Source organism: Volucribacter amazonae, assembly GCF_029783845.1.
In the GTDB taxonomy this organism is placed as follows: domain Bacteria; phylum Pseudomonadota; class Gammaproteobacteria; order Enterobacterales; family Pasteurellaceae; genus Volucribacter; species Volucribacter amazonae.
This window is the reverse complement of the sequence record NZ_LWID01000001.1, coordinates 680650-707219: the sequence shown is the minus strand read 5'-3', so window position 1 is coordinate 707219 and position 26570 is coordinate 680650. Positions and strand designations below refer to the sequence as shown.

Annotated in this window: 26 protein-coding genes and 1 pseudogene; 14 read left to right on the top strand and 13 right to left on the bottom strand. The window is 37.5% G+C overall.

The window, feature by feature from the left end; all coding sequences use genetic code 11:
• Positions 1-106: 106 nt before the first annotated feature.
• A complete protein-coding gene (srmB, locus tag A6A20_RS03565; RefSeq protein WP_279572177.1) occupies positions 107-1417 on the top strand; it encodes an ATP-dependent RNA helicase SrmB in 1311 nt (436 codons plus the stop codon).
• Between the two features lie 45 nt (positions 1418-1462).
• On the opposite strand, the gene A6A20_RS03560 is transcribed toward srmB, so the two are convergent.
• The 3 genes from A6A20_RS03560 to A6A20_RS03550 all read right to left on the bottom strand — a co-directional run bounded on the left by A6A20_RS03560 (position 1463) and on the right by A6A20_RS03550 (position 3324).
• Positions 1463-2242: a M48 family metallopeptidase gene (locus A6A20_RS03560; protein ID WP_279572176.1), complete on the bottom strand. Its 780-nt coding sequence runs from the start codon at positions 2240-2242 to the stop codon at positions 1463-1465.
• A gap of 61 nt (positions 2243-2303) precedes the next feature.
• Entirely contained in the window at positions 2304-2831 is a 528-nt protein-coding gene (ppa, locus tag A6A20_RS03555) for an inorganic diphosphatase (RefSeq protein ID WP_279572175.1), read from the bottom strand.
• A 58-nt stretch (positions 2832-2889) separates the two neighbouring features.
• Positions 2890-3324 (bottom strand): GNAT family N-acetyltransferase, encoded by a 435-nt coding sequence (locus A6A20_RS03550; protein WP_279573733.1) that lies wholly within the window; start codon positions 3322-3324, stop codon positions 2890-2892.
• A gap of 169 nt (positions 3325-3493) precedes the next feature.
• Between A6A20_RS03550 and tpiA the strand changes: the two genes are divergently transcribed.
• Complete coding sequence (gene tpiA / locus A6A20_RS03545) at positions 3494-4261, top strand: triose-phosphate isomerase (protein WP_279572174.1); 768 nt, start codon at positions 3494-3496, stop codon at positions 4259-4261.
• Between the two features lie 201 nt (positions 4262-4462).
• Here tpiA and A6A20_RS03540 read toward each other — a convergent pair whose 3' ends face one another.
• Positions 4463-4726 (bottom strand): GrxA family glutaredoxin, encoded by a 264-nt coding sequence (locus A6A20_RS03540; RefSeq protein ID WP_279572173.1) that lies wholly within the window; start codon positions 4724-4726, stop codon positions 4463-4465.
• Positions 4727-4863: 137 nt separating this feature from the next.
• Here A6A20_RS03540 and nfsA point away from each other — a divergent pair, with 137 nt between their 5' ends.
• Both nfsA and A6A20_RS03530 read left to right on the top strand, forming a co-directional pair.
• A complete protein-coding gene (gene nfsA / locus A6A20_RS03535; RefSeq protein WP_279572172.1) occupies positions 4864-5586 on the top strand; it encodes an oxygen-insensitive NADPH nitroreductase in 723 nt (240 codons plus the stop codon).
• A 4-nt stretch (positions 5587-5590) separates the two neighbouring features.
• Positions 5591-6499, top strand: a complete 909-nt coding sequence (locus A6A20_RS03530) for an ATP-grasp domain-containing protein (RefSeq protein ID WP_279572171.1) — start codon at positions 5591-5593, stop codon at positions 6497-6499.
• A 457-nt stretch (positions 6500-6956) separates the two neighbouring features.
• On the opposite strand, the gene A6A20_RS03525 is transcribed toward A6A20_RS03530, so the two are convergent.
• From A6A20_RS03525 to ispB, 3 genes are all read right to left on the bottom strand, one after another.
• A complete protein-coding gene (locus A6A20_RS03525; protein WP_279572170.1) occupies positions 6957-7433 on the bottom strand; it encodes a hypothetical protein in 477 nt (158 codons plus the stop codon).
• Positions 7434-7542: 109 nt separating this feature from the next.
• Positions 7543-8283 (bottom strand): epoxyqueuosine reductase QueH, encoded by a 741-nt coding sequence (locus tag A6A20_RS03520; RefSeq protein WP_424585411.1) that lies wholly within the window; start codon positions 8281-8283, stop codon positions 7543-7545.
• A gap of 13 nt (positions 8284-8296) precedes the next feature.
• Positions 8297-9268 (bottom strand): octaprenyl diphosphate synthase, encoded by a 972-nt coding sequence (gene ispB, locus A6A20_RS03515; protein ID WP_279573732.1) that lies wholly within the window; start codon positions 9266-9268, stop codon positions 8297-8299.
• Positions 9269-9496: 228 nt separating this feature from the next.
• Here ispB and rplU point away from each other — a divergent pair, with 228 nt between their 5' ends.
• The 5 genes from rplU (at position 9497) to cgtA (ending at position 13283) form a co-directional block, all read left to right on the top strand.
• Positions 9497-9808, top strand: coding sequence for a 50S ribosomal protein L21 (rplU, locus tag A6A20_RS03510; RefSeq protein WP_132691382.1), 312 nt, complete (start codon positions 9497-9499; stop codon positions 9806-9808).
• 19 nt (positions 9809-9827) lie between these two features.
• Entirely contained in the window at positions 9828-10085 is a 258-nt protein-coding gene (gene rpmA / locus A6A20_RS03505) for a 50S ribosomal protein L27 (protein ID WP_005539872.1), read from the top strand.
• A gap of 142 nt (positions 10086-10227) precedes the next feature.
• Positions 10228-11133, top strand: a complete 906-nt coding sequence (locus A6A20_RS03500) for a DMT family transporter (RefSeq protein ID WP_279572168.1) — start codon at positions 10228-10230, stop codon at positions 11131-11133.
• Positions 11130-12053, top strand: a complete 924-nt coding sequence (locus A6A20_RS03495) for a DMT family transporter (protein WP_279572167.1) — start codon at positions 11130-11132, stop codon at positions 12051-12053. Before A6A20_RS03500 ends, A6A20_RS03495 begins: the two co-directional genes overlap by 4 nt.
• Before the next feature lie 51 nt (positions 12054-12104).
• On the top strand, positions 12105-13283 hold the full coding sequence (cgtA, locus tag A6A20_RS03490) for an Obg family GTPase CgtA (protein ID WP_279572166.1): 1179 nt from the start codon (positions 12105-12107) through the stop codon (positions 13281-13283).
• A gap of 40 nt (positions 13284-13323) precedes the next feature.
• On the opposite strand, the gene A6A20_RS03485 is transcribed toward cgtA, so the two are convergent.
• Genes A6A20_RS03485 through A6A20_RS03475 form a run of 3 tightly spaced genes read right to left on the bottom strand, consistent with a single transcriptional unit; the run spans position 13324 to position 16131 of the window.
• Complete coding sequence (locus A6A20_RS03485) at positions 13324-14160, bottom strand: hypothetical protein (protein WP_279572165.1); 837 nt, start codon at positions 14158-14160, stop codon at positions 13324-13326.
• 27 nt (positions 14161-14187) lie between these two features.
• Positions 14188-15447 carry a glutamate-5-semialdehyde dehydrogenase gene (proA, locus tag A6A20_RS03480; RefSeq protein ID WP_424585410.1) on the bottom strand — a complete coding sequence of 420 codons (1260 nt, stop codon included), beginning with the start codon at positions 15445-15447 and terminating at the stop codon, positions 14188-14190.
• Positions 15448-15456: 9 nt separating this feature from the next.
• Positions 15457-16131 carry a trimeric intracellular cation channel family protein gene (locus A6A20_RS03475; RefSeq protein WP_279572163.1) on the bottom strand — a complete coding sequence of 225 codons (675 nt, stop codon included), beginning with the start codon at positions 16129-16131 and terminating at the stop codon, positions 15457-15459.
• A 191-nt stretch (positions 16132-16322) separates the two neighbouring features.
• Between A6A20_RS03475 and A6A20_RS03470 the strand changes: the two are divergent.
• A pseudogene (locus tag A6A20_RS03470) lies at positions 16323-16568 on the top strand (transposase); the annotation flags it as partial.
• A 150-nt stretch (positions 16569-16718) separates the two neighbouring features.
• On the opposite strand, the gene gap reads toward A6A20_RS03470, so the two are convergent.
• Positions 16719-17720 carry a type I glyceraldehyde-3-phosphate dehydrogenase gene (gap, locus tag A6A20_RS03465; protein ID WP_279572162.1) on the bottom strand — a complete coding sequence of 334 codons (1002 nt, stop codon included), beginning with the start codon at positions 17718-17720 and terminating at the stop codon, positions 16719-16721.
• Positions 17721-18154: 434 nt separating this feature from the next.
• Between gap and rpsU the strand changes: the two genes are divergently transcribed.
• The 4 genes from rpsU to A6A20_RS03445 all read left to right on the top strand — a co-directional run bounded on the left by rpsU (position 18155) and on the right by A6A20_RS03445 (position 24290).
• Positions 18155-18370 (top strand): 30S ribosomal protein S21, encoded by a 216-nt coding sequence (gene rpsU, locus A6A20_RS03460; RefSeq protein WP_132691019.1) that lies wholly within the window; start codon positions 18155-18157, stop codon positions 18368-18370.
• 101 nt (positions 18371-18471) lie between these two features.
• Positions 18472-20250, top strand: coding sequence for a DNA primase (gene dnaG, locus A6A20_RS03455; protein ID WP_279572161.1), 1779 nt, complete (start codon positions 18472-18474; stop codon positions 20248-20250).
• Between the two features lie 55 nt (positions 20251-20305).
• On the top strand, positions 20306-22171 hold the full coding sequence (rpoD, locus tag A6A20_RS03450) for an RNA polymerase sigma factor RpoD (RefSeq protein ID WP_279573731.1): 1866 nt from the start codon (positions 20306-20308) through the stop codon (positions 22169-22171).
• Between the two features lie 340 nt (positions 22172-22511).
• Positions 22512-24290: an AMP-dependent synthetase/ligase gene (locus A6A20_RS03445; protein ID WP_279572160.1), complete on the top strand. Its 1779-nt coding sequence runs from the start codon at positions 22512-22514 to the stop codon at positions 24288-24290.
• 134 nt (positions 24291-24424) lie between these two features.
• Here A6A20_RS03445 and A6A20_RS03440 read toward each other — a convergent pair whose 3' ends face one another.
• Together A6A20_RS03440 and A6A20_RS03435 are read right to left on the bottom strand one after the other, a co-directional pair.
• A complete protein-coding gene (locus A6A20_RS03440; protein ID WP_279572159.1) occupies positions 24425-25828 on the bottom strand; it encodes a multicopper oxidase domain-containing protein in 1404 nt (467 codons plus the stop codon).
• A 3-nt stretch (positions 25829-25831) separates the two neighbouring features.
• Positions 25832-26560 carry a 1-acylglycerol-3-phosphate O-acyltransferase gene (locus A6A20_RS03435; RefSeq protein ID WP_279572158.1) on the bottom strand — a complete coding sequence of 243 codons (729 nt, stop codon included), beginning with the start codon at positions 26558-26560 and terminating at the stop codon, positions 25832-25834.
• Positions 26561-26570: the final 10 nt, after the last annotated feature.

The window sequence follows — 26570 nt, the reverse complement described above, 5'->3', positions numbered from 1 at the left end:
GCGTGCCAACGCGGTATTATTTTAAAGTGGAGCGACTATACGATTTTCATTTATATCACTATCCGCTATAATTCTTGCCAATTTTAAAGATGCAGTGAGAAATGCCATGATATTACCACAATTTGCTGATTTTGACCTTTGTCCTGAATTATTAAACGCATTGCGAGATAAAGGTTATGAGCGTCCTACTACCATTCAACTTGAAGCCATTCCGCAAGCAATGGACGGACGAGATGTGTTAGGTTCTGCACCAACAGGCACAGGGAAAACCCTTGCTTTCCTGTTGCCAGCTATTCAACATTTATTGGATTATCCTCGCCGTAAACCGGGGGCACCTCGAATCTTGATCTTAACCCCAACACGAGAATTAGCGATGCAAGTAGCGGAACAAGCTCAACAGGTAGCGAAATATACTAAGTTGAGTATTGCTACCATTACGGGTGGGGTGGCTTATCAAAATCATGGCGAAGTATTTAATAAAAATCAAGATATTGTGGTCGCGACACCCGGACGGTTGTTGCAATATATTCAAGAGGAAAATTTTGATTGCCGAGCGGTGGAAATGCTTATTTTTGACGAAGCCGATCGTATGTTGCAAATGGGTTTTGGGCAAGATGCAGAAAAAATTGCAATGGAAACTCGTTGGCGTAAGCAAACCTTGTTATTTTCGGCAACCTTAGAGGGGGAATTGTTGCTGGATTTTGCTCAACGCTTGTTGCAAGATCCTGTGCAAGTCAATGCTGAACCCAGTCGGCGTGAACGCAAGAAAATTCAACAATGGTTTTACCATGCGGACAATGTAGAACATAAAATTAAATTGTTAGCACGCTTTGTTCAACAAGAACAAGTAAGCAAAGGCATTGTATTTGTACGGCGGCGTGAAGAGGTGCGACAGCTATCGGAAACCTTGCGTAAGCGGGGAATTCGTAGCACCTATTTAGAGGGTGATATGGCACAGCATCAGCGTAATCAGGCGATAGATAAATTGAAAACAGGGACGGTTACTCTATTGGTGGCGACAGATGTTGCGGCGAGGGGGATTGATATTGAAGATATTAGCCATGTGATTAATTTTGATTTGCCTTATAGTGCGGATACTTATTTGCATCGCATTGGGCGTACCGCTCGTGCTGGGAAAAAGGGCGTGGCGATTTGTTTGGTTGAGGCACATGATTATAAATTATTAGGAAAAATTAAACGTTATACCCAAGAATTATTAAAAGCAAGAACCCTTGAAGGACTTGAACCTCGTACTAAAGCGCCAAAAAATGGCGAAGTGAAATCAGTGAGCAAAAAACAAAAAGCAAGGTTAAAACAAAAACGAGAACAGCTTAAAAAAGAACAAAATAAGAAAAAAATCAAAATTCGTCATAAAGACAGTAAAAACATTGGTAAAAGACGTAAGCCTGCATCATAATTCAAAAAAGGGTTAAGTTTACTTAACCCTTTTTATGTTATAACACTAATTTCTTGCCTGATATAACGCCATTGCTTCAGGCATTAAGCGTTCTAAGTTTTTTTGGCGATCAGCATTGGTCGGGTGAGTGGACATTAACCCCGCTAAGGCACTATTTGAACTGCCTGTGGCTTGGTTCATTTTTACCCATAATCCCGGTGCGGCTTGCGGATTATAGCCTGCTTTTGCCATCAGCATAAGCCCCACTTCATCAGCTTCGGTTTCATTGCTACGAGAATAAGGTTTGTCTAAACCCCAATCTTTTGCAACTCCAATAACTAAGCCACTGGCATCAGAACCAATTTGGGTAGAGAGTGCAATATGAGCAACTTGAGCAAAAATACCAGTGATTTGGCTCATATTGACTTTCTTTTTACCATGTTCTTTTAAGGCGTGTGCCATTTCATGTCCCATTACTACGGCGATTTCATCATCGCTGAGTTTTAATTGATCTACCAAGCCTGTATAGAACACCATTTTGCCTCCGGGCATTGCCCAAGCATTGAGCTGATTAGATTTAATTACATTGATTTCCCAATTAAAGACCTGCCCTGTGTTATTTTCTTGATTAGCATAAGGCACCATTTTTTGGAATACTTTATTTACTCGTTTAGCGGTTGTAGAGCTCGTATCTAACACACCTTGCTCACGCATTTGTGTCATTTCTTGCCGATAGCTTAATGCAGATTGTTGGTTAATTTCTGAAGAACTCGCACAAGCATTTAAGAGGATAATCGCACTAAAAAGTGCGGTCAGTTTTGTCAGTTTTTTTAGTGAATTTAACATGATAAAGGCTCCTTAAAATGATAAAAAAATACCGTTTTCAATAAAACGGTATTTATATAGATTATTGGTTAGCACGCTCAAAGGAGGCTAAAATCTCTTGGCGAGCCTCGTTGACATCCGCCCAACCATCAACTTTAACCCATTTACCCGCTTCTAAGGCTTTATAGCTTTCAAAGAAATGCTGAATTTGTGCTTTTAATAAAGCAGGAAGATCATTGACATCTTGAATATGATCATATTCTTTGGTTAATTTGCTATGGGGAACAGCAATCACTTTGGCATCTTGTCCTGATTCATCCGTCATTTTCAATACCCCAACTGGGCGACAACGAATGACCGAACCGGGTTGTAATGGGTAAGGGGTAGGAACAAGCACATCAACAGGATCGCCATCTAAGGATAAGGTATTGTTGATATAGCCATAGTTTGCTGGATAGAACATAGCGGTTGCCATAAAACGGTCAACAAACAAAGTGCCAGTTTCTTTATCCACTTCATATTTAATTGGATCAGAGTTTGCAGGAATTTCAATGACCACATAAATATCATCTGGTAATGCTTTACCTGCTGGTACATTTTTTAAACCCATTTTTTCTTCCTTTTTTATTTATTAGTACTAATGAAAATATTTGGCGATTATAGCTTGATTATAACCGCAATTCAAACACTGCTTTTTTGTGATTGATCTTAAAGCCTTCGGCTTCCCATAATTGGCGATGTTGCTGATTTTGTTCTACTACTAAAAAATGGGATTGGGTATAGCATACAAACTCTTTGGCTTTTTCAATAAGTGCGGTGTAAATTTGCAATTTATTAGGGCAATCTTGCACAAAAATATCGGTTAATTGCCAATAGCGTTGTAACTGTAAAGAGGACAGGCGAGGATAAAGCTGAATAAACCCTTGTGCATTGTGTTGTGGATCAAGGGCGATAAATAAAATACTTTCACTAAAGCGAATACGATTATTTAAAAAGGTTAGGGTTCGTTCAGGATTAGCGGGCATACCTTGCTGAGTACGATATTGTTCAAATAAAGGAAGTAATAGCGGGAGGTTCCATTGTTCGGCTTTAAAAATTTTCATCATTATTATTCATTTTATCAACAATCCATACAGTGGATTGTAGCTTTTTAACGCAAAATAATCATCTTTTATTAATGAAAAGGCGAAAATTTTTGATCTAAAACTAAAGTTTATAGGCAAAATTTGATATAGTAAGCGAGTTATTAATTAATTATATGGAGAAAAAATTATGGCACGTCGTCCTTTAGTTATGGGGAACTGGAAATTAAATGGCAGTAAGGCTTTTACTCAAGAATTAATCGCAGGATTAAAAGCAGAGTTAGCAGGGGTTGAAGGCTGTGATGTGGCGATTGCACCGCCTGTAATGTATTTAGCCGAGGCAGAGCAAGCGTTAGCGGGTAGCCAAATTTTCCTTGGTGCACAAAATGTTGATGTGAATGTGCAAGGGGCATTTACTGGCGATATTTCCACCGAAATGTTAAAAGATTTTGGTGCAAAATACATTATCATTGGACATTCTGAACGCCGTCAATATCATCACGAATCCGATGAATTTATTGCTAAAAAATTTGCCGCATTAAAACAAGCAGGGTTAGTACCTGTGCTTTGCATTGGTGAATCTGAAGCGGAAAATGAAGCAGGACAAACAGAGCAAGTTTGTGCTAAACAAATTGACGCAGTGATTGATGCCCTTGGCGTAGAAGCCTTTAATGGCGCAGTGATTGCTTATGAACCGATTTGGGCGATTGGTACAGGCAAATCTGCTACCCCAGAACAAGCTCAAGCGGTACACGCCTTTATTCGAGGACATATTGCTAAGAAATCACAAGCGGTAGCAGAGCAAGTGATTATCCAATATGGTGGCTCAGTGAATGATGCTAATGCTGCCCAATTATTTACCCAACCTGATATTGATGGAGCATTGGTTGGTGGCGCATCATTAAAAGCACCAGCATTTGCTGTGATTGTAAAAGCTGCTGCAGCAGCGAAAAATTAATTGTTGATTGACATTGAAAGCGCAAAAACGGCATTATGTTAATAATGCCGTTTTTATAGGATTTGTTTAAAGTGGTGTAATGGAAAAATGGTTGCTAATAATAACTTTCTCAAATTATTAGCAACTATTTTGTCCATTATTTCACTATTGGCAAGGTTCTATAACCGAGGGAGAATTTAAGGTATCAAATTAATCTATTTATTAAGCCACAACGCCAAATTGTTGTTTCATTAATGCCTCAAAATCAGTGCAACCACCAATTGGTTTTTCATCAATAAAGATTTGCGGCACAGTTTCTACAGGTTTACCCACAGATTTTGATAAATCCGCTTTACTAATCCCTTCTGCAATAATGTCTACATAGCGATAGCTAAAATCTTCTACCGTATTTTGTAATTTTTCCGCTAATTCTTTTGCGCGAACACAATACGGACAACCTGGGCGACCAAAAATAACAACAAACATAAATAACTCCTATTAGTAAAATCAGTTTATATGCTGTCTATTCTATCTTATTCTTAACCTTTTAATAAACTGTTTTTCAGCATTATTTTGATTGGTATAATATATCAATCTTATATAAGCTAATCTAGGAGAGCCTTATGCAAGCATTATCATCAACCATAGCAACCCAACTACATCACCGCTCTATTCGCCAATTTACCGAACAACCTATTGCTGAACAAATTTGTCAGCAACTCATTGATGTAGCAAGAATGTCCTCTTCCTCTAATCATTTGCAATGTATTTCTATTGTACGCATTACAGATATGGCATTACGAGAACAAATTATGGCTTGTGCTTCCCATCAAGTTTATATTAAACAAGCCCCAGAGTTTTGGGTATTTTGTGTGGACTTTGCTAAACATCAACAACTTTGCGAACAAGCACAACTCGATTATACCGAAGTTGCCTTAATCGGTGCGGTAGATGCTGGTATTATGGCACAGAATGTCATGGTTGCCGCCGAATCATTAGGCTTAGGTGGGGTATTTATTGGAGCATTACGCAATCATATTGAAAAAGTCGGTGAGCTATTGCATTTGCCTCCTCATTGTTTTGCGGTACTTGGACTATGTTTAGGCTATCCCGATCAAAATCCACCACAAAAACCCCGTTTACCACAACAAACAATGTGTTTTGAGAACCAATACCAACCTTTAACTCAAAACCAATTAGATAGCTATAATCAAGACATCAAAAATTATTATCAACAACGAGGTAAAACAAGAGATTGGTATGCAAATATAGCCAAAACCTTAGCCCAACCTGTACGACCACATATTTTACCTTATTTACAGCAACAAGGTTTTATGAAGAAATAAATCAATGAAATTATTAATGTTATGCCGAGAGCCTCGTTTATATAGCTGTGTAAGGCTCAAGCAAGCGGCAGAAAATAGTGGACATCAGCTAGATATTCTTGATCCTAATCGTTGCTTACTAAAACTTGAGCAAAACTCACCGCACTTTATTTTGTATTATCAAGAAAAAAATGACAGTGAGCCTGTTTTATTAACGGATTACCAAGGAATAATCCCCCGTTTTGGCACAACTAGTACCCAAATGGGCTGTGCTGTATTACGGCATTTTCAAGCTAAAGGTGTTGTGTGCTTAAATGAAGCACAAGCCTTTTTATTGGCGCGAGATAAATGGCAAAGTTTGCAAGCATTATTGCAGGCTAATATTCCTATTCCTACAACCTTATTAGCGGGAAATGAATGTTCTGCCTCAGTAGCAGTGGCACAACTAAATGATGAAATTATTTTAAAAACATTAACAGGGGCACAGGGGATAGGGGTCATGTTAGCGGAAAAAGCACAAAGTGCGGTCAGTATTTTAGAAACTTTACGTCAAGCCAATATTCCCACCTTACTACAACAGTTTATGCAAGAGGTACAAGGACGTGATATTCGTTGTTTTGTCATAGGTCAACAAGTTATCGCTTCAATGCAACGTATTGGAAAAGCGGGGGAATTTCGTGCTAATTTTCATCGTGGTGGTTCAGCAGAACCAATCCAACTTTCTTCACAAGAAAAAAATATCGCTATCCAAGCCAGCCAAGCGCTTGGGCTTGATGTAGCAGGAGTCGATCTTATTCGTACTCAACAAGGAACAATGGTATTAGAAGTAAACGCAAGTCCGGGCTTAGAATTAATTGAACAAATTAGTCATATTGATATCGCCAGCCAAATGATTGCCTATTTAGAAAAGAAAATATTAGCGAAAAAGGATTAATTAACCCTATTGCAACCCTACTAAAATAGAAAAATCATTCTTAAAAGAATTATTATCGTCATTTTATAGTCGTTTTAATTTAAAATAAGATAAGGCGGTACGTTGAATACAAATAGTATGGCAAGATGAACCAACTCTGTACTACTTTAAAATGAGATGGCTATAAAAATAAGGGAATACTGATTTTGAGTAAGTGCGGTCTATTTTGGAATAATTTTTCTGTACATTTCCCTTTAAAAACTATGTAAAGCTTAAAACCATAGATGCCTTTCTTTCGCCAAAGCCTAGTGGAATAGAAAAAGTAAGTCGCTAATGGAAAAGCGAGTAAGGGAAGTCGGAAAAAAAAAGCAAAAAAATCTCAAAACTAACTGCACTTTGGGTTAACAAAATAAAAAGGCATATATATGCCTTTTTATAGAATATTTTTCTTTTAATTGATTGATTTTAGGACTAAAAATTATTTTTTCTCAGCCACTTTATTTTTTAATTCAATCAAGGCATTGTTCGCATCAAGTAACTCTTTAGTTGAATCTTGTTGTAACTGCATAAAAGCACTAGCCTGTTCTGATGTTGGTGGGTTGGTGCTATATTCTGCACTTTGGTTCATTAAGCTAATAAATTTAGTAATTGCACTATCAAATTTAGCTTGTACGTTTTTACCTTCTTCTGTTTTAAGTTTTAAGCTCGCTACTGAATCTTTTAATTTGCTATATTCAGCACTGACTTCGGTAAAGATTTGCTTAAGTTGTTCTTTATCTAATGAACCCGATACAAGTTGAGTTTGTAATTGTTCAATTTTTTGTAATGTGCCACTTTGCTCAGTAACTTGTTCAATGGCATCAATATCAGCTTGCATATCTTTTTTGGCATCAGAACAAGCGACCATTACAAAAGCAGCGAGTATTAAAGTGAAAATTTGATAAATACGTTTCATGTTAATTCCTTTATTTTTGAGTTAATGAATAAATAGGGGAATTCCCCCTTATTTCTGTTCAACTTTTATTGATAAGTATAAAAGTAAACAGATTGAATAGATAAATGCCTTAATCCGCAGAATAATACAATTTACCTATTTCAATTTTTTGCCGACCATTGGCTTCTCGCCATTTATTGGTATCACGTAGAGAGTAAACGCAACCGCAATATTCTTGTTGATAAAAACGTTCACGTTTACTGATTTCAATCATTCGTTGTGAGCCACCGCCTTTACGCCAATTATAATCCCAATAGATCACGTCCTCATATTTCTCTGCGGCACGATGTCCACAACCGTTGATTTGATTCATATCTTTCCAACGAGAAATACCTAAACAACTGGTAAAAACAGGAAAGCCATTCTCGTGAGCATATTGTGCCGCTTTTTCAAAACGCATATCAAAGCACATAGTGCAACGAATACCACGCTCAGGCTCATTTTCCATACCTTTGGCACGATCGAACCAATTTTGCCGATCATAATCCGCATCAATAAAAGGAATTCCCCATTTTTCAGCAAAACGAATATTTTCTTCTTTGCGAATAAGATATTCTTTTAGAGGATGAATATTGGGATTGTAAAAATAAATGGTAAATTCAATACCTGAGGCGTGAATTGCTTCCATTACTTCCCCTGAGCAAGGGGCACAGCAAGAATGTAATAATAATTTATTATGCCCATTAGGTAGGCTTAATTTTGGACGCACAAAAGGGGCGTTGGGATCTTTGTTATTTTTTTGTCGGCGAGATTTACTCTTTTTTTGTTGAAAATCCACTGCACTTTTTTGTATAGAGATATTTTGTTGCATATTCATAATAGGGTTAATATTGTCTATCAATAGATAAATAAGCTAAAGAAATTAAAGCCTGTTTATAAGGGCTATCAGGTAAGATTTCAATGGCGGCTACCGCTTTTTCAGCTTCTTCTCTTGCTCGTTGCATAGCATAATCAAGCGAACCATATTGTTGCATAATGGCTAATATTTCATCAAGTAGGTGGCGTTGCCCAGCTTGTTCTATGGCGGAGCGAATTAAAGCGGCTTGTTGAGCATTACCTTGTTGCATAGCGTGTAATAAAGGTAATGTTGGTTTGCCTTCTTCTAAATCATCGCCGATATTTTTGCCTAGTGCTTGGGCATTGGCACTATAATCTAATACATCATCAACTAGCTGAAATGCTGTACCTAAATAACGTCCATATAATTGCAAGGCTTTTTCTTGTTGTTCATTACCTTTCGCCACAATGGCGGCACATTGGCTGGCAGCTTCAAACAGGCGAGCTGTTTTGCTATAAATTACTTGCATATAGCTTTGCTCGGTGGTGTTTGGATCATTGCAATTCATTAATTGTAGGACTTCGCCTTCAGCAATAACATTGGTAGCATCGGACATCACTTGTAAAATTTTCAGTGAATTTAAGCTCGTCATTAATTGAAAAGCACGAGTATAAATAAAATCGCCCACTAATACGCTCGCCGCATTACCAAACTCTGCGTTAGCGGTAGGATTGCCACGACGCATATCGGATTCATCAACCACGTCATCGTGAAGCAAGGTGGCGGTATGGATAAATTCAATAAAGGCAGCACAAGTAATATGTTGTTGTCCTTGATAACCCAGAGCATTGGCGGCTAACACTGCAATTAATGGACGAATTCGTTTGCCACCGCCTTGGATAATATAATGACCTAATTGATTAATCAGTACCACATCAGAATTTAATTGCGCTAAGATTGCTTGATCAACTGCTTGCATATCCTGCTGAATTAATTGCTGAATACTGTTTAAATCCATAGATAAATGATGTTTTATCATAAACTTATCAAATGCGTTAAACTTAAAAATAGCAAGATTGTACCTGAATTTCTCAATTTTCTGAACAATTTATCAATTTTTTTGTTTTATCGTAAAATCCTGCTTGCTAAATGCTTTATTTTTCCGTAAAATCCACCACCTATTTATATAATTTTTGATGTGCTAAATGACATAAACATTGAAATAGCACAAAATAGCGGAGTATATATGTACGCAGTATTTCAAAGCGGTGGTAAACAACACCGCGTCAGTGAAGGTCAAGTGGTTCGTTTAGAGAAACTTGAAGTAGCAACTGGCGAAACCGTTGAATTCGATTCTGTATTGATGGTTGTCAATGGTGAAGACGTTAAAATTGGTGCACCATTAGTAAGTGGTAGCAAAGTAGTGGCTGAAGTGGTTGCACACGGTCGTGGCGAAAAAATTAAAATCGTTAAATTCCGTCGTCGTAAACACAGCCGTAAACAACAAGGTCATCGTCAGTGGTTCACAGAAGTGAAAATCACTGGGATTCAAGCATAATTCAGAGGAGATCAAGTAGATGGCAACTAAAAAAGCAGGTGGTTCAACTCGTAACGGTCGTGATTCTGAAGCTAAACGTCTTGGTGTAAAACGTTTCGGTGGTGAATCTGTATTAGCGGGTAGCATTATCGTTCGTCAACGTGGTACAAAATTCCACGCAGGTAACAATGTAGGTATGGGACGTGATCATACTTTATTTGCAACCGCTGATGGTAAAGTGAAATTTGAAGTAAAAGGCGAGAAAAGCCGTAAATATGTAAGTATTGTTACTGAATAATTTCAATCAACGAATTGAGAACCCCACTGATCAAATGTGGGGTTTTTTTATATTTGCATATTAGGTTATTCACAAGCATAAAAGTGCGGTGTGTTTTAAGATTATTTTTTAGATAATAAATGAGTGAAAATGGTGTAATGGTATGGGCTTTCTTTTTACCCTGATTGCTGTAACGATGTGGGCAAGTTTTCCCATTGCTGTACAGCAAGTGCTAACCGATATGGATCCACAGACTATCGCTTGGTATCGCTTTGCGGTTGCTACCTTAGTCATTTTTATCTTATTGATTAAAAAAAATAAGCTACCCCGTTTAACGCAATTAAAAGGAAAAATCCTGCTCTTTTTATGTATTGCAACTTTGGGCTTAGGGCTGAATTTCTTTTTTTATCATTTAGCGTTACGTTATATTCCACCCGTTACCAGCCAAATTTTAAGTCCATTATCTTCATTTATGATGTTATTGGCTGGCGTTGTATTATTTAAAGAGCGTCTATCGTCTTATCAAAAAACCGGTTTATTATGCTTAGTTATTGGATTGGCGATCTTTTTTAATGATAAATTAGAAAACTTTTTAACTTTTGATTTATATTTTCAAGGTATTTTACTTGCGATATGTGCTTCTGCTCTTTGGGTAACTTATGCCATTAGCCAAAAATTGTTGCAACATAAACTGGAAGCACAGCAAACCTTATTAATTATTTACCTCGGTTGTACCTTATTTTTTACGCCAGTGGCGGATATTGGACAAATTAGGGCATTAAATAATGTGCAATTAGGTTACTTATTTTTTTGTTGTATCAATACATTATTAGCCTATGGTTGCTATGCGGAAGCCTTAAATCGTTGGGAAGTATCAAAAGTGAGTGCTTTAATTACTCAAATTCCCGTATTTACTATTTTATTTGCCAATGGCTTATTTTACCTTTTCCCTAATCATTTTGCCGATCAACAGGTAAATGGGTTAAGCTATGTGGGGGCAGCTATCGTAATTTTGGGGTCTTTAACCTCAGCAGTAGGGCATAAATTATTTAGCAAGGGGGCAAAATGAAAGATCAACCGATAATAGGTTTTATCTTTGCTTTAATTACCGCTATGGCTTGGGGCTCTTTGCCTGTTGCCTTAAAACAAGTGCTAACGGTAATGAACAGTCAAAGCATTATTTTTTATCGTTTTTGGGTTGCTGCGATTATTTTATTAATCATTTTAGCTTTGCGTGGAAAATTACCTAAAAAACAGCAATTTAATCGTTATTATGTGGTTCTAATCTTCATTGGGATAATGGGATTAGCAGGAAATTTCTTTTTATTTAATAGTTCATTAAATTATGTTGAACCAGCGATTGCACAAATCTTTATTCATTTATCTTCTTTTGTGATGTTGATTTGTGGTGTGATTGTTTTTAAAGAAGCCCTAGGTTTGCATCAAAAAATAGGTTTAGTTATCCTGATTATCGGATTAGGTTTATTTTTTAATGATCGATTTGATTTATTATTTGGACTTAATGTTTATGCAATGGGAATTTTAGCCAGTATCAGTGCAGCATTAGTGTGGGTGGCTTATGGTATGGCACAAAAATTGATGTTGCGTAATTTTACTGCACCACAAATTTTATTAATTATGTATTTAGGTTGTGCAATAATTTTTACCCCTTTTGCTCAGCCAAGTCAAGTGAGCGGACTAACAGGAATTAGCTTATTATGCTTTATTTATTGCTGTTTAAATACATTGATTGGTTATGGTGCTTATGCAGAAGCCCTAAATCGTTGGGAGGTGTCTAAAGTGAGTGTCGTCATCACCTTAGTACCTTTATTTACCATTTTATTTTCCCATTTATTGCATAGTATATTGCCTGATTATTTTGCTGATCCAAAATTAAATACGCTCAGTTATGTGGGGGCGATGGTCGTGGTATTAGGGGCTATGTTGTCGGCAATAGGACATAAATTTATTAAAACAAAACAGAATTAAATCCCTAATCATTGAGGATTGAATAATATTTTTTAAATTGAAGGATTACAAATGAAATTTATTGATGAAGCATTAATTCGTGTTGAAGCAGGGGACGGTGGCAATGGTTGCGTAAGTTTCCGCCGAGAAAAATACATTCCTAAAGGTGGGCCTGATGGCGGTGATGGTGGTGATGGCGGTGATGTTTATTTGCTTGCTGATGAAAATCTTAACACCTTAATTGATTACCGCTTTGAAAAACGTTTTGCGGCGGAACGTGGTGAAAATGGGCGTAGCTCAAATTGTACAGGGCATCGTGGAAAAGATATTACTTTGCGTGTCCCCGTAGGCACACGAGCCATTGATAATGATACTAAAGAAGTATTAGGTGATTTAACCCAACACGGCACAAAATTATTAGTGGCAAAAGGGGGATACCACGGTTTAGGTAACACAAGATTTAAATCTTCAGTAAATCGTGCCCCTCGCCAGAAAACCAATGGAACAGCAGGCGAAAAAAGAGATTTACAGCTTGAGTTATTATTACTCGCTGATGTGGGTATGCTTGGTTTACCGAATGCAGGCAAATCAACCTTTATTCGTGCGGTTTCTGCTGCCAAACCGAAAGTGGCTGACTACCCTTTTACCACCTTAGTACCAAGCCTCGGCGTGGCTCGTGTTGGGGCTGATCGCAGTTTTGTGGTCGCCGATATTCCGGGATTAATTGAAGGGGCGGCTGAAGGAGCAGGATTAGGTATCCGTTTTTTGAAACATTTAGAACGTTGCCGAGTATTAATCCATTTAGTGGATCTTGCTCCGATTGATGAAAGCGATCCAGCAGATAATATTGCGATTATTGAATCTGAGCTTTTTCAATATAGTGAAACCTTAGCGGATAAACCACGCTGGTTAGTCTTTAATAAAATCGATCAATTTAGTGAACAAGAAGCACAACAGCGAGCGGAACAAATTGCACAAAAGTTAGGGTTGACAGAAAAATATTACCTTATTTCAGCGGTTACAGGGCAAAATGTGAAGGAATTATGCTGTGATATTATGGACTTTATTGAGGCTAACCCTCGCCAATTAGAGCAACAACAACCTGTTCAAGCTGAGGAAGTGAAATTTAAATGGGACGACTATCATCAACAACAACTCTCTGAACACCAAGAACAAGATTGGGAAGATGACTGGGACGATGATTGGTCAGAGGAAGATGAAGAAGGGGTTGAGATTATTTATAAGCCTTAGTTTAAAAGAAAAATGGCACATTAAGTGCCATTTTTTATGTTTACTTCAAATACTCCAACCCATTAATAACCATACGTTTACCGCTTGGTGCTCCTATTGCGTTGGCGAGGTTATGTTTGAGCGAGTTGGCAAAATTTCCCGTATATAATTTTGCCCCTTGGTGGGTAAGGTTAGAATGACAATCAATATAGACTTTGCCACCAATTTGCCGCCAAAGGTAGCAAAAGCCATAGTCTTCGGAAAGATAACGGTTGGAAACAGGATCAACCATGGCATCAAAAAAGCGGTAATGTAAGCCTTTATCTTCAAAGCCAATGCTATCTGGGGTATAACGTAATTCTGGATAGGCGTTGATCAATTTCTCAAAAACTTGACGTTTTATTACCATAAAGCCTGTTGGTGCTTCATCAACTTCAAGGAAGCCATCGGGCTGAATATTAAAAATGACCTCGTCATTTTCTACTTTGGCATGATTGACGGTATAACGTGTACTGGCAGCCTCAAACTCCTGTGGAGTCATATTGGCTTTTATATGACTTGGCCATTGTTCGTGTTTTAAAGGGTAAACTCCTGCGGCTACGTCATAATCTGACAATAACAAGCGAATGACCGCTTGCGGTTCAAAACCAATATCGGAATCAATCCAAAATAAATGTGTCCAGTTTGGATTAGCCAAAAATTCTGCTACCGCATTATTTCTTGCTCTGGTAATAAGACTTTCGCCTCGTTGTAAAGACACTTGCATTGGTAAGCCTAATTGTTGAGCTTGACTGGTGAGATTGAGTAAGGAAATCACATAATTATGAAAATATTTACCATCGTGGCTTGGGGTAACAAAGACAGGAAACATTTGTTTTAAGTCATTCATTTCTAACATAAATTTTCTTCCGCTTAATTTTTTGGATTAATTTCTTATGGTATAGTCGCCAGCACATAACCATTTATAAGTGGTTAGGGCTTCAAGTCCCATTGGGCCTCGGGCGTGTAATTTTTGGGTGCTAACCGCCACTTCAGCCCCTAAACCAAATTGCGCTCCATCGGTAAATCTGGTGCTGGCATTAATATAAACCGCAGCAGAGTCCACCTGTTGGGCGAACTGTTGAGCTTGCTGAATAGACTCGGTCAAAATGCCGTCAGAATGTTGGCTACCATAGTGGCGAATATGAGCAACCGCTTCGGCTAAATCCTGCACAATGACCACATTAAGATCATAGGAAAGCCATTCTTGGTAAAGTTGCTCGGTTTGTAGCGGTACAACATTCGCTTGGCATTGTTGTAAAATAGCAAGTGCGGTAGGATCTGCGTGAAATTTTACCTTTTTATGACTTAATTGTTGGTGAAGTTTAGGTAAAAATTCGTGAGCAATGGATTGTTGCACCAATAAGGTTTCTAGCGTATTACAAGTACTTGGACGCTGAGTTTTGGCATTTTCAATTAATGGTAATGCTCTCGCTTGATCGGCACTTTGTTCCACAAATAAATGGCATACACCAATACCGCCAGTAATCACAGGAATGGTTGATTGTTGTTGGCATAAGGCTTGTAATTTTGCACCGCCACGAGGAATAATCATATCCACATATTGATCCAATTTGAGTAATTCTAATACAAGTTCTCGATCAGGATCGGTAATGGCTTGTACCGCATATTTTGGTAGCCCTGCTTGTTGTAAGGCGGATTGAATTACTTCCACTAAAATTTGATTAGAATATTGGGTTTCTTTGCCACCACGTAAAATCACCGCATTACCTGTTTTCAAACATAGGCTTGCCACATCAATGGTAACATTTGGGCGTGCTTCATAAATTGTACCAATAACGCCAAGGGGGACACGCACACGCTGAATAGTTAAACCGCTATCTAATTTACCGCCGTCAAGAATTTGCCCAATAGGATCGGCTAAGGAAATCACTTGACGTACATCATTGGCAATGGCTTGTAAACGTTGTGGGGTAAGCAATAGCCGATCAATGATAGCCTCTGAAAGTCCATTGGCTTTGGCTTGTTCAATGTCTTTAGAATTTTGCTGTAAAATGACCGCACTTTGTGCTTCTAATTGTTCGGCAATCCGCTGTAAGGCGTGATTTTTTTGCTGTTCTGATAGCTGTGCAAGGACAAAACTGGCTTGTTTGGCTTGTTTGCCCATGTTAATTAATGTTGTCATCGTCATTCCCTATTTTTTAGGTGGGGGTAATTTATCATTGATTTTTTGTTTAGGTACGATTTGTTGTTCTTGATAATCAAAAACAGGTAAGCCTAATTTGAAATAAATGGCAAGTAAACGCAATAAAAAGCCACAAATTAACGTAATAATAATCACTAAATTAGCCGAGATACCTAAATGCAATAAGCCAATATAAATGCTTGCGGATAACAAAGCAACGCTGGCATACAATTCTTTTTGGAAAACCAAAGGAATACGGTTACAAAGTAAATCTCTTAACACACCACCAAACGCCCCTGTAATAATGGCGGAAATCACCGCGATAGTGAAACCATGTCCCATACTTAATGCCACTTGAGCACCGATAATGGCAAAAACAATTAAGCCCAATGCGTCTAATACCAAAAAAACGGTGCGAAAATAACGCATAAAATTATTAATTAGAGGAGCAATAAATACCGTCATAATGGCAGCTCCTGCCACAATCAAAATATATTCAGGCTGTTTTACCCAAGTTAAAGGATAATGCCCTAATAGCATATCCCGCACTGAACCGCCGCCAATGGCTGTCATTGAGGCAATAATAATGACACCAAAAATATCCATTTTTTCCCGCCCTGCGGCTAATGCCCCCGTAATCGCCTCTGCGGTAATACCAATGATATAAAGAATGGTTAATAGCATGTTAAAAGAATAATTGATTATTTTGCTGTATTGTAGTCGCTAATGGGATAAATTGCTATGTTTAAGCAATGAAATGGCAACAAAAGTGCGGTTCGTTTGGCAAAAATTTTTGTGAAACTGACCGCACTTTTATAAAAGTATCATTGTTTTATAGTTGTCCCATTTTAAAATAGGAGCTGTATTAGATTAGCAGTTATGATGTTCTTGATGTGAGTGAGTTTAAACACTATCGGATTAATCATCAAAGCCATTTTGCGGTAAAGAAAGATCACATTAATAGCATTATTTTTGGAATCAAGCAAAACGTGTATTAATAAAGTATCATGCTATTGACCGAAAATCCTTTCCTTTATTTCTTGAAAGAATGTGAATTTCGGTTTAACTTTGGAACACCTTCTCAGCAACTTAAAATTTTGCGAAAATGGTGTGAAATTTAGAGCTTATCTAATACGGCCTTTAACTTTTTAAGAGGGAAACAATAGAGCGATTAATCGTTAGCTTACATATTCCTTAGAGAGGATGTAAGTAATAGACGCTTAGGGGAGTAAAACCGCACGTTTTACGTGCGGATTATTATTCTAGATTAATTATTTATGATTATGTACTAAAGCCACTAAATCTAATACTTTGTTTGAGTAACCTGTTTCGTTATCGTACCAAGAAACTAATTTCACGAAAGTATCTGTTAATGCAATACCTGCTGCCGCATCAAATACAGAAGTTAATGCACAACCGTTGAAATCGGTAGAAACGACAGCATCTTCGGTATAACCTAAAACGCCTTTCATTTCATTTTCAGAAGCACGTTTGATTTCTGCACAGATTTCTTCGTAGCTTGCTGGTTTTTCTAAGTTTACAGTTAAATCAACAACTGAAACGTTTGCAGTCGGAACACGGAATGCCATACCGGTTAATTTACCATTTAATGCTGGCAATACTTTGCCTACTGCTTTCGCTGCACCTGTTGAAGAAGGGATAATGTTTTGTGCAGCACCACGACCACCACGCCAGTCTTTCGCTGATGGACCATCAACGGTTTTTTGAGTTGCGGTTGTTGCGTGAACAGTGGTCATTAAACCATCTTTAATACCGAATTTTTCGTGGATTACTTTGGCTAATGGAGCTAAGCAGTTAGTGGTACAAGAAGCGTTTGATACGATATCTTGTCCTGCGTATTGATCGAAGTTCACACCGTTTACAAACATTGGTGTATTGTCTTTAGATGGACCTGTTAATACCACTTTTTTTGCACCCGCAGTGATATGTTTACGTGCAGTTTCGTCAGTTAAGAAAATACCTGTTGCTTCAACGGCGACATCAACACCGATTTCGTTCCATTTTAAATTAGCTGGATCTTTTTCTGAAGTAACGCGAATTTCTTTACCGTTTACCACTAATTTACCGTCTTTGACTTCAACTGTACCATCAAAACGACCGTGAGTTGAATCGTATTTTAACATATATGCCATATATTCAACATCGATTAAGTCGTTGATACCGACTACTTCAATATCATCACGTTGTTGAGCTGCACGGAATACGATACGACCGATACGACCGAAGCCGTTAATACCAATTTTAATTGCCATAAGATTTTCACCTTTTTAGTTAGTTAAAGTTAAACAAAAAATTTTCTGCCCTATATATTAATTTATTCAATAAAATTAATCCAGTTTTATTGTCCTAACTGTTGAGAGAGTAATCCCCTCACCAAGGGAAATTATCGCATAAACATAAATATAACCTATTGATTTATTAGAATTATTTATATTGTTTTGGTTATTTTTCTAATGAATTTATTTACAATAAAAAGGGTAAATTCGTTTGTCTTAAGTTATTTTATTCCTGACGAAATAAAATACAATTTTCAAGATAGAAAACGAAATCAGCAAGAAATCTGAACTTTCACTTTACTTTTAGTAGCAAAGTAGATTAAAATTGCGACCTTTATTGAATAAAGTTGCCTTTGTTATGGGCAATAAAGTAAATTTAAAATAGTAAATTCTATTGAGGTGAATGGCACATGCCGGTAATTAAAGTACGTGAAAATGAATCATTTGACGTAGCATTACGTCGTTTTAAACGCTCATGCGAAAAAGCAGGTATCTTAGCTGAAGTTCGTAGTCGTGAGTTTTACGAAAAACCAACAACTATTCGTAAACGCGAAAAAGCATCTCGTGCAAAACGTCATGCAAAACGTGTAGCTCGTGAGAACGCACGTAATACTCGTCTATATTAATTCATAGCATTTCTTAATTTTAGAAAAACCGTGAAACCTATAAAGGAATCACGGTTTTGTTGTCCTCTCTAAAAATCTATTGACAGTTACGAGGATACAAGGTGAAAGGTCAAATTCCACGCACATTTATTGACGAATTATTAGCAAAAGTTGATATTGTTGATATTGTAAATAGTCGTGTTAAGCTCAAAAAAGCAGGGCGAGATTATCAGGCTTGTTGTCCGTTTCATCATGAAAAAACCCCGTCATTTACAGTAAGCGAAAAAAAGCAGTTTTACCATTGTTTTGGCTGTGGTGTACATGGCAATGCCATTACTTTTTTAATGGAATACGACAAATTAGAATTCGTTGAAGCCATTGAGGAATTAGCTTCTTTTATTGGCGTAGAAGTTCCCTATGAACAACGTAGTCCATCGTCAAAACCACAAGTAAGTTATCAAGCAAAACGCAATTTGCACGAGTTAATGCAGGATATTGCTCAATTTTATCAGCAACAACTCAAAACAAGTTTACCTGCTCAGCATTACTTACAACAACGGGGACTTTCTGCGGATATTATTGAGCGATTTCAAATTGGCTTTGCTCCTGATGCAATGAATAGCGTATTGCAACATTTTGGTAAAAATAAACAAGAACAAAAATTGTTGTTAGACATTGGTATGCTTTCTAACAACGAGCGAGGAAATATTTATGATCGCTTTCGTCATCGCATTATGTTCCCAATTCGTGATCGGCGAGGACGAAATATCGCTTTCGGTGGACGAGTGATCACTGATGCAAAGCCAAAATATTTAAACTCCCCAGAAACGGTGCTTTACCATAAAGGTAATGAATTATACGGTTTATATGAAGCCTTGCAGATTAATGATAGTCCTGATTTTTTATTAGTGGTTGAAGGCTATATGGACGTGGTCGCTTTGGCACAATTTGGGGTAGATTATGCCGTAGCCGCCTTAGGAACAGCTACTACGCCAGAACAAATTCAGTTAATTTTCCGCTCTACTGAGCAAGTCATTTGCTGTTATGATGGCGATAGAGCGGGACGTGATGCTGCTTGGCGTGCATTAAATAATGCTTTGCCTTATCTTTATGATGGACGACAATTAAAATTTGTGTTCTTGCCTGATGGCGAAGATCCTGATTCTTTTATCCGTCAATATGGCAAACCTGCTTTTGAACAACATTTAGCACAAGCACAATCTTTAACAGACTTTATGTTTGCTCATTTGATAGCACAAGTCGATCTCGCCACTCAAGAAGGAAAAAGTAAATTAGCCGCTTTAGCCATTCCCTTGATTAAACAAATTCCGGGCGATATGCTACGTTTGTATTTGCGTAATAGCTTAGCTCAGAAACTGGGTATTCTTGATGAAAAGCAATTAGAACGATTACTCCCTGTTCAAGCTAGTTCCAATCAAAGTGCGGTGGATAATCAGCCTAAATTAAAACGTACACCTATGCGAATTTTAATTGCATTATTATTGCAAAATCCACAATTAGTGAATTTAATTAATATGGATTTATCGCCCTTAAAACAATTAAATGAAGCAGGATTTGAGCTGTTTTATGATTTAGTGGAACAATGTCGTCGCCGACCAGATAGTAAAGTGGGGCATTTATTAGAACACTGGCGAGATACAGAACATTTTAAGCCCCTTGAAATCTTATCAAGCTGGAACCATTTGATAAAGGAAGACAAAATTGAAGCCACTTTCATTGACACGCTATTATTTTTATATGAACAATGGGCTGAACAGCGTATGAATGTGCTTATTGCTAAAGATCGTAGCGGTAGTTTAACAATGGCAGAAAAACTTGAATTTACTCAATTATTAAATTCTCACAAAAAGAAGTCGCTAGAGAATAGCAACGAACAATGATAAGATAGCACATTAGCTGTCTTTTATGATTAATCAACCAATGCGGATAGGAAATATGGAGCAAAATCCACAATCACAATTAAAATTGTTAATCGCCCAAGGAAAAGAGCAAGGGTATTTAACATACGCAGAAGTGAATGATGCACTACCAGAAGAATTAGTCGATACCGATCAAATTGATGACATTATTCAAATGATCAATGATATGGGGATTCAAGTTTTAGAAGTTGCCCCTGATGCCGATGATCTCATGCTAAATGAAAATATTGCAGATGAAGATGCCGTTGAGGAAGCGACTCAAGTTTTATCTAGCGTTGAGGCTGAACTTGGTAGAACAACAGATCCTGTGCGTATGTATATGCGTGAAATGGGAAGTGTTGAACTATTAACCCGTGAAGGGGAAATTGATATTGCTAAACGTATTGAAGACGGCATTAATGAAGTGCAATGTGCAGTGGCAGAATATCCAGAGGCAATAACTTATTTGTTAGATCAATATCAATTAGTTGAAGAAGGTTCAGTTCGTTTATCGGATTTAATTACAGGCTTTGTTGATCCTAATGTCATTTCTGAAGAGCAAATTAATGACGAATTATCAGATTTAGATGATGAAAACGAAGAAAGTGATGTAGATTCGTCAGATTTAGATGATGAAGAGGACGATGAAGAAAACGAAAATACAAGCTCAGATGAAGGAGATACCGATAATAGCATTGATCCTGAAGTTGCTCGTGAAAAATTTACAGCCTTAAAATCGCAACATACGAAAACCCTAGAGGCGATTCAAACCCATGGGCGTACTCATAAGAAAGCGAAAGAGCAAATTGTACTATTGTCAGACATTTTTCAACAATTCCGTCTTGTACCAAAACAATTTGATACTTTAGTCATTTTCATGCGTAATATGATGAAACAAGTGCGTGTACAAGAACGAGGGATTCAACGTTATGCGGTTGAATTTGCAAAAGCCCCAAAAGGCACTTTCCAAAAAGCCTTTATTGGCAATGAAACTAATGACGAATGGTTAAATAAACTTCTCTCAGCGGGTAAACCTTGGTCAGAAAAATTAGCCAACTATGAAAATGAAATTCGCCAGTCAATTATGGCATTAAAAGCGATTGAAGCTGAAAGTAACTTAACCATTAAACAAATTCGTGATATTGGCGAACGAATTGCACAAGGCGAATTAAAAGCTCGTCGTGCCAAAAAAGAAATGGTGGAGGCTAACTTACGTTTAGTGATCTCTATTGCTAAAAAATACACAAATAGAGGTTTGCAATTCCTTGATTTAATTCAAGAAGGTAATATTGGTTTAATGAAAGCGGTAGATAAATTTGAATATCGCCGAGGTTATAAATTTTCTACCTATGCCACTTGGTGGATTCGTCAGGCGATTACTCGTTCTATTGCCGATCAAGCTAGAACGATACGAATTCCAGTGCATATGATTGAAACGATCAATAAATTAAACCGTATTTCTCGCCAAATGTTACAAGAAATGGGGCGAGAAGCCTCACCAGAAGAATTGGCTGAACGTATGGGTATGCCTGAAGATAAAATTCGTAAAGTATTAAAAATTGCGAAAGAACCTATTTCAATGGAAACCCCTGTGGGCGATGATGACGATTCACATTTAGGTGATTTTATTGAGGATAATACCTTAGAATTACCATTAGATTCTGCTACGGCACAAAGTTTACGAGCAGCCACTCACGAGGTGTTAGAAGGATTAACGCCAAGGGAAGCTAAAGTATTGCGTATGCGTTTTGGTATTGATATGAATACGGATCATACTTTAGAAGAAGTGGGTAAACAATTTGATGTAACACGTGAACGCATTCGTCAAATTGAAGCAAAAGCCTTGCGCAAATTACGCCACCCAAGCCGTTCAGAAACCCTAAGAAGTTTCTTAGATGAATAGAAACTAAACTATTAAGACGAGAATCTTATAATACTAACAAACCCACACATTTTATAATGTGTGGGTTTTTATAATCGTTTTAATTTAAAACGCCTAAACAGTACGGCAAGGTGTGCCAACGCTATATTATTTTAGGTGGGACGACTATAAAACAAGATTTCTTTTTTCTCTACATCTTAGATGCCATTTTATTTGAAATTCTATTTTTTGCTTATTTCATAAATAAAGGTTTAAGCGATAACACAAAAAATCACTGGCTATTTTCTGCAAAAAATATTATATTAGCTTACAAGTGTAAGCTAAATTATTCTTTGATGATTATGTGGGGAAAGCAATAAATATGCTTGATTTTCATTTAGTAAACCGAATTCGTCAACAAACCAAAAAATTACAAAATCAGACCGCACTTCGTTATTTAGAACAGGGGCAATGGCAAGCCATGTCATGGCAACAATTTCAGCAACAAATCGATCAAGTTTCTCTTGCTTTACTTGCCCATCATATTGATATTCAAGATAAAATCGGTATTTTCGCTCACAATATGCCACAATGGACAATTACGGATATTGGGGCTTTGCAAGTGCGTGCCATTACTGTTCCTATTTATGCCACTAATACCGCTAAACAAGCAGCGTTTATTATCAATAATTCTGATATGAAAATGCTATTTGTCGGCGATCAAGAACAATATGATCATATTGTTGAAATTATTGCACAATGCCCAAAGCTAGAAAAAGTTGTTGCGATGAAAAGCGATATAGATTTGAGAGAACAGGTGTTCGCTTGTCATTGGCAAGAATTTATTGCTCAAGGCACAATGCAGTATCAACCTGAATTAACTCAACGCCTAGAAAACAAACAAATGGCGGATTTGTTTACCTTAATTTATACCTCAGGAACAACAGGCGAACCAAAAGGCGTAATGCTTGATTATGCTAATCTTGCTCATCAACTCAAGGCTCATGATCAAGTATTACAACCTATTGATCATCATGATACATCATTATCATTCTTGCCATTTTCCCATATTTTTGAACGAGCTTGGGTTGCCTATATTTTACATCGGGGAGCGACCAACGTTTATATTGAAGATACAAATCAAGTCAGAGAAGCCTTAACTGCTATGCGTCCAACATTAATGTGTGCAGTGCCACGCTTTTATGAAAAAATTTACAATGCAGTATGGGACAAGGTCAATCAAGCCTCTTGGTTTCGCCGTAATCTGTTTAAATGGGCTATTCGTATCGGTGAAAAATATTTTTATCAAGCAAAACCTAGCTGGCTATTACGTCAACAATATGCTTTAGCGGACAAATTAGTTTTAGCGAAATTACGTAATTTACTCGGTGGTCGTATCCGTATGATGCCTTGTGGCGGTGCAAAATTAGAACCCTCAATCGCTTTATTTTTCCATGCGATCGGTATTAACATTAAATTGGGTTATGGTATGACCGAAACCACAGCCACTATTTCTTGTTGGCAAGAACAAGCATTTGAGCCTAATTCAATCGGCACTATTATGCCCAATGTAGAAGTTAAAATTGGCGAAAATAATGAAATTTTAGTGCGTGGTGAAATGGTAATGCGAGGGTATTATAAAAAGCCAGAAGATACTGCACAGGCATTTACTGCTGATGGTTTTCTTAAAACGGGCGATGCGGGGGAAATTGATGCACAAGGGCATTTATATATCACCGATCGCATTAAAGAATTAATGAAAACCTCAAATGGTAAATATATTGCCCCACAATATATTGAAGGCAAAATTGGTAAAGATAAATTTATTGAGCAAATTGCGGTCATTGCTGATGCGAAAAAATATGTTTCTGCCTTGATTGTGCCTTGTTTTACCAGCTTGGAAGAATACGCTAAGCAAATTAATTTAAAATACCAAGATCGGTTAGAATTGCTAAAAAATGTAGAAATTATTAAGTTTTTTGAGAAACGTATTAATGAATTACAAAAAGAATTACCGAGCTTTGAACAAATTAAAAAATTCACGCTATTACCACAAGCCTTTAGTGTGAAAATGGAAGAAATTACGCCAACCTTAAAATTACGGCGTAAAATTATTATGCAACGTTATCGTCAGCAAATTGATGATATGTACTCTAATTAATAAATTTAATAAGGAAAGGCGACACGCCGAAGACAGTACAACGAGTACGGCGAGGCGTGCCAACCAGGTATTATTTTAAAGTGGAACGGCTATAAAATATAGGGCGTTTAATTTACGCCCTTATTTCAGCAATATTACTGCACGACCATCAAGCCCATCGCACCTTTATCGGCGAGCATCAAATCTGAGCTTCCAAAGGTTAAGGGAAAGTTATGTGATGATGGGTGGGTAAAATGAACCAGAAGTTGTACAGACTTATCTACCCATACTGTATCTTTCCAGCTTTGTTGTTCTAGCGGTAATGGTTGGTTATCAATACTTTCAATAATAAATCTTGCCCCTTGCAAACGAAATCCCACAGGAGAATCCGCACTCACTTGCCAACGCTCTAGGCTACCTAATTTTGCATTTACGTCAATACGTCTTGGGTCAAAACGGCGTTGGTTAATCATCGCACTAGCATTATTAATATGAAACTGCCGTTGCTGACTTATAGCGGAAGGCAAGGCTAAATCAGGCTTAAATGGAATGTTGGGTTGCTGACTAAATACAGATAGCAAGCCCTCAGGACGCAATTCCAAAACGGTATTATCAAGTAAATTCTGCTCGGAAGAAAATAAGCTGGTTAATTTATCCCAAAGGTTAGCGGAACGTCCTGCCATTAATTTCACATTTCCCCCTTCATTAAGATCAAGTAAAATCTCTGCCCTTTCACTTGGGGCTAAGAATAAAGATTTTACTGCCCTACTCGCAGAGAAAAAACCTTGATCACTGGCAATCCAGTGTAAATCTCTACCGTCATCACAGCTCAATTCATAACATCTGGATAAAGAAGCATTAACAATGCGTAATCTTACCCAACCACGAGCAACCTTTAAATAAGGCGATTGTTGCCCATTGACAAACAAACGATTACCTAAAAATACATCTTGATTGGGTTGAAATAATTGTGTTCCCTGATTATTCAGCTGTAAATCTTGTAAAATCAGAGGAATATCATTTACTCCATATTGGCTTGGTAACAAGCCTTTGCTTGTGGTTGGCTCTTCAATTAACCACATTCCTGCTAAACCACGATAGGTTTCATAAGCACAACGCGTTAAACTATACCCTTGATACCAACAAGTCGCAGGTGCTTGTTCAATGGCAATAATGGGCGACCAACTTTGCTGAGGTTGTAATACTTTACCTACACCACCCAATAATTCTGCTGGGGCTTGTAACCCTTGTACATTCACAGCAACTGGACGAGATAAATTATTACGATAAACAAGGCGAACAAACTCACCACGTTTAACCCGAATAGTCGGCCCTAAATAAAGCCCATTAAATCCCCAAACTTCCGTTGATTTGTCATCAATTAAAGATTTACGCACGCTTTCTAAGGTTAAATATAATGGACGTCCACGCCGACTTTCTAACAAGGGCGGTATAAATAAAGGCGGACGCTCCGTTGCCCACACCCTTTGTGGTAAGCCCAAAAGTGCGGTGGAATATAAACCTGTTTTTAATAGTTGCCGTCTTGTTATCGCTTTCATTTTTTACGTTCTATTTTGTTGAGCAATTTCGGCATCAAGCTCGGCAATACGTTGCGCCATAATTTGATGACAATAATTAGCTAACTCACGCACATTTTCTTTGCTATAATGGCTCACATCAATGGGTTGCATAATTTCGCAAATCACTTTGCCATTATTTTTACGATTAAGATCCACTTGATTATGAGTGGTTGAACACACCACTGGCACAATCGGCACACCTGCTGAAATTGCCGTATGAAATGCCCCTGTTTTAAAAGGCAACAAACCTCGTCCACGACTACGAGTCCCCTCTGGGAACATCCAAATAGATAATTTTTCCTGATTAATACGTTGGGCTAAAGTCGCCATTGTACTATGGGCTTTATTGCGATTATCACGATCAAGAAAAATATTGCCTGTTACCCAATACAAAATACCAAAAAATGGCACCCAAATAAGACTTTTCTTGCCTACACTTACCGTACGAGGCATAACCATGTAGGAAATGGTCAACATATCGTAATTATTTTGATGATTGCCAATATAAATACAAGGACTAAATTCCTTCACATTTTCGGGAAAACGATGTTCTACGTCTAACCCCACCAAGGGATATAAACGTCCAAACCAACGAGCCATAATACTCACATTATTGGGATTTCTAAAACGGATAAAAGAGTATAATGAACCTAGAATACAAATTAATAATGAACAAGTAACCACAGTGATCACACGCCACAATTTCAACATAATTTAACGT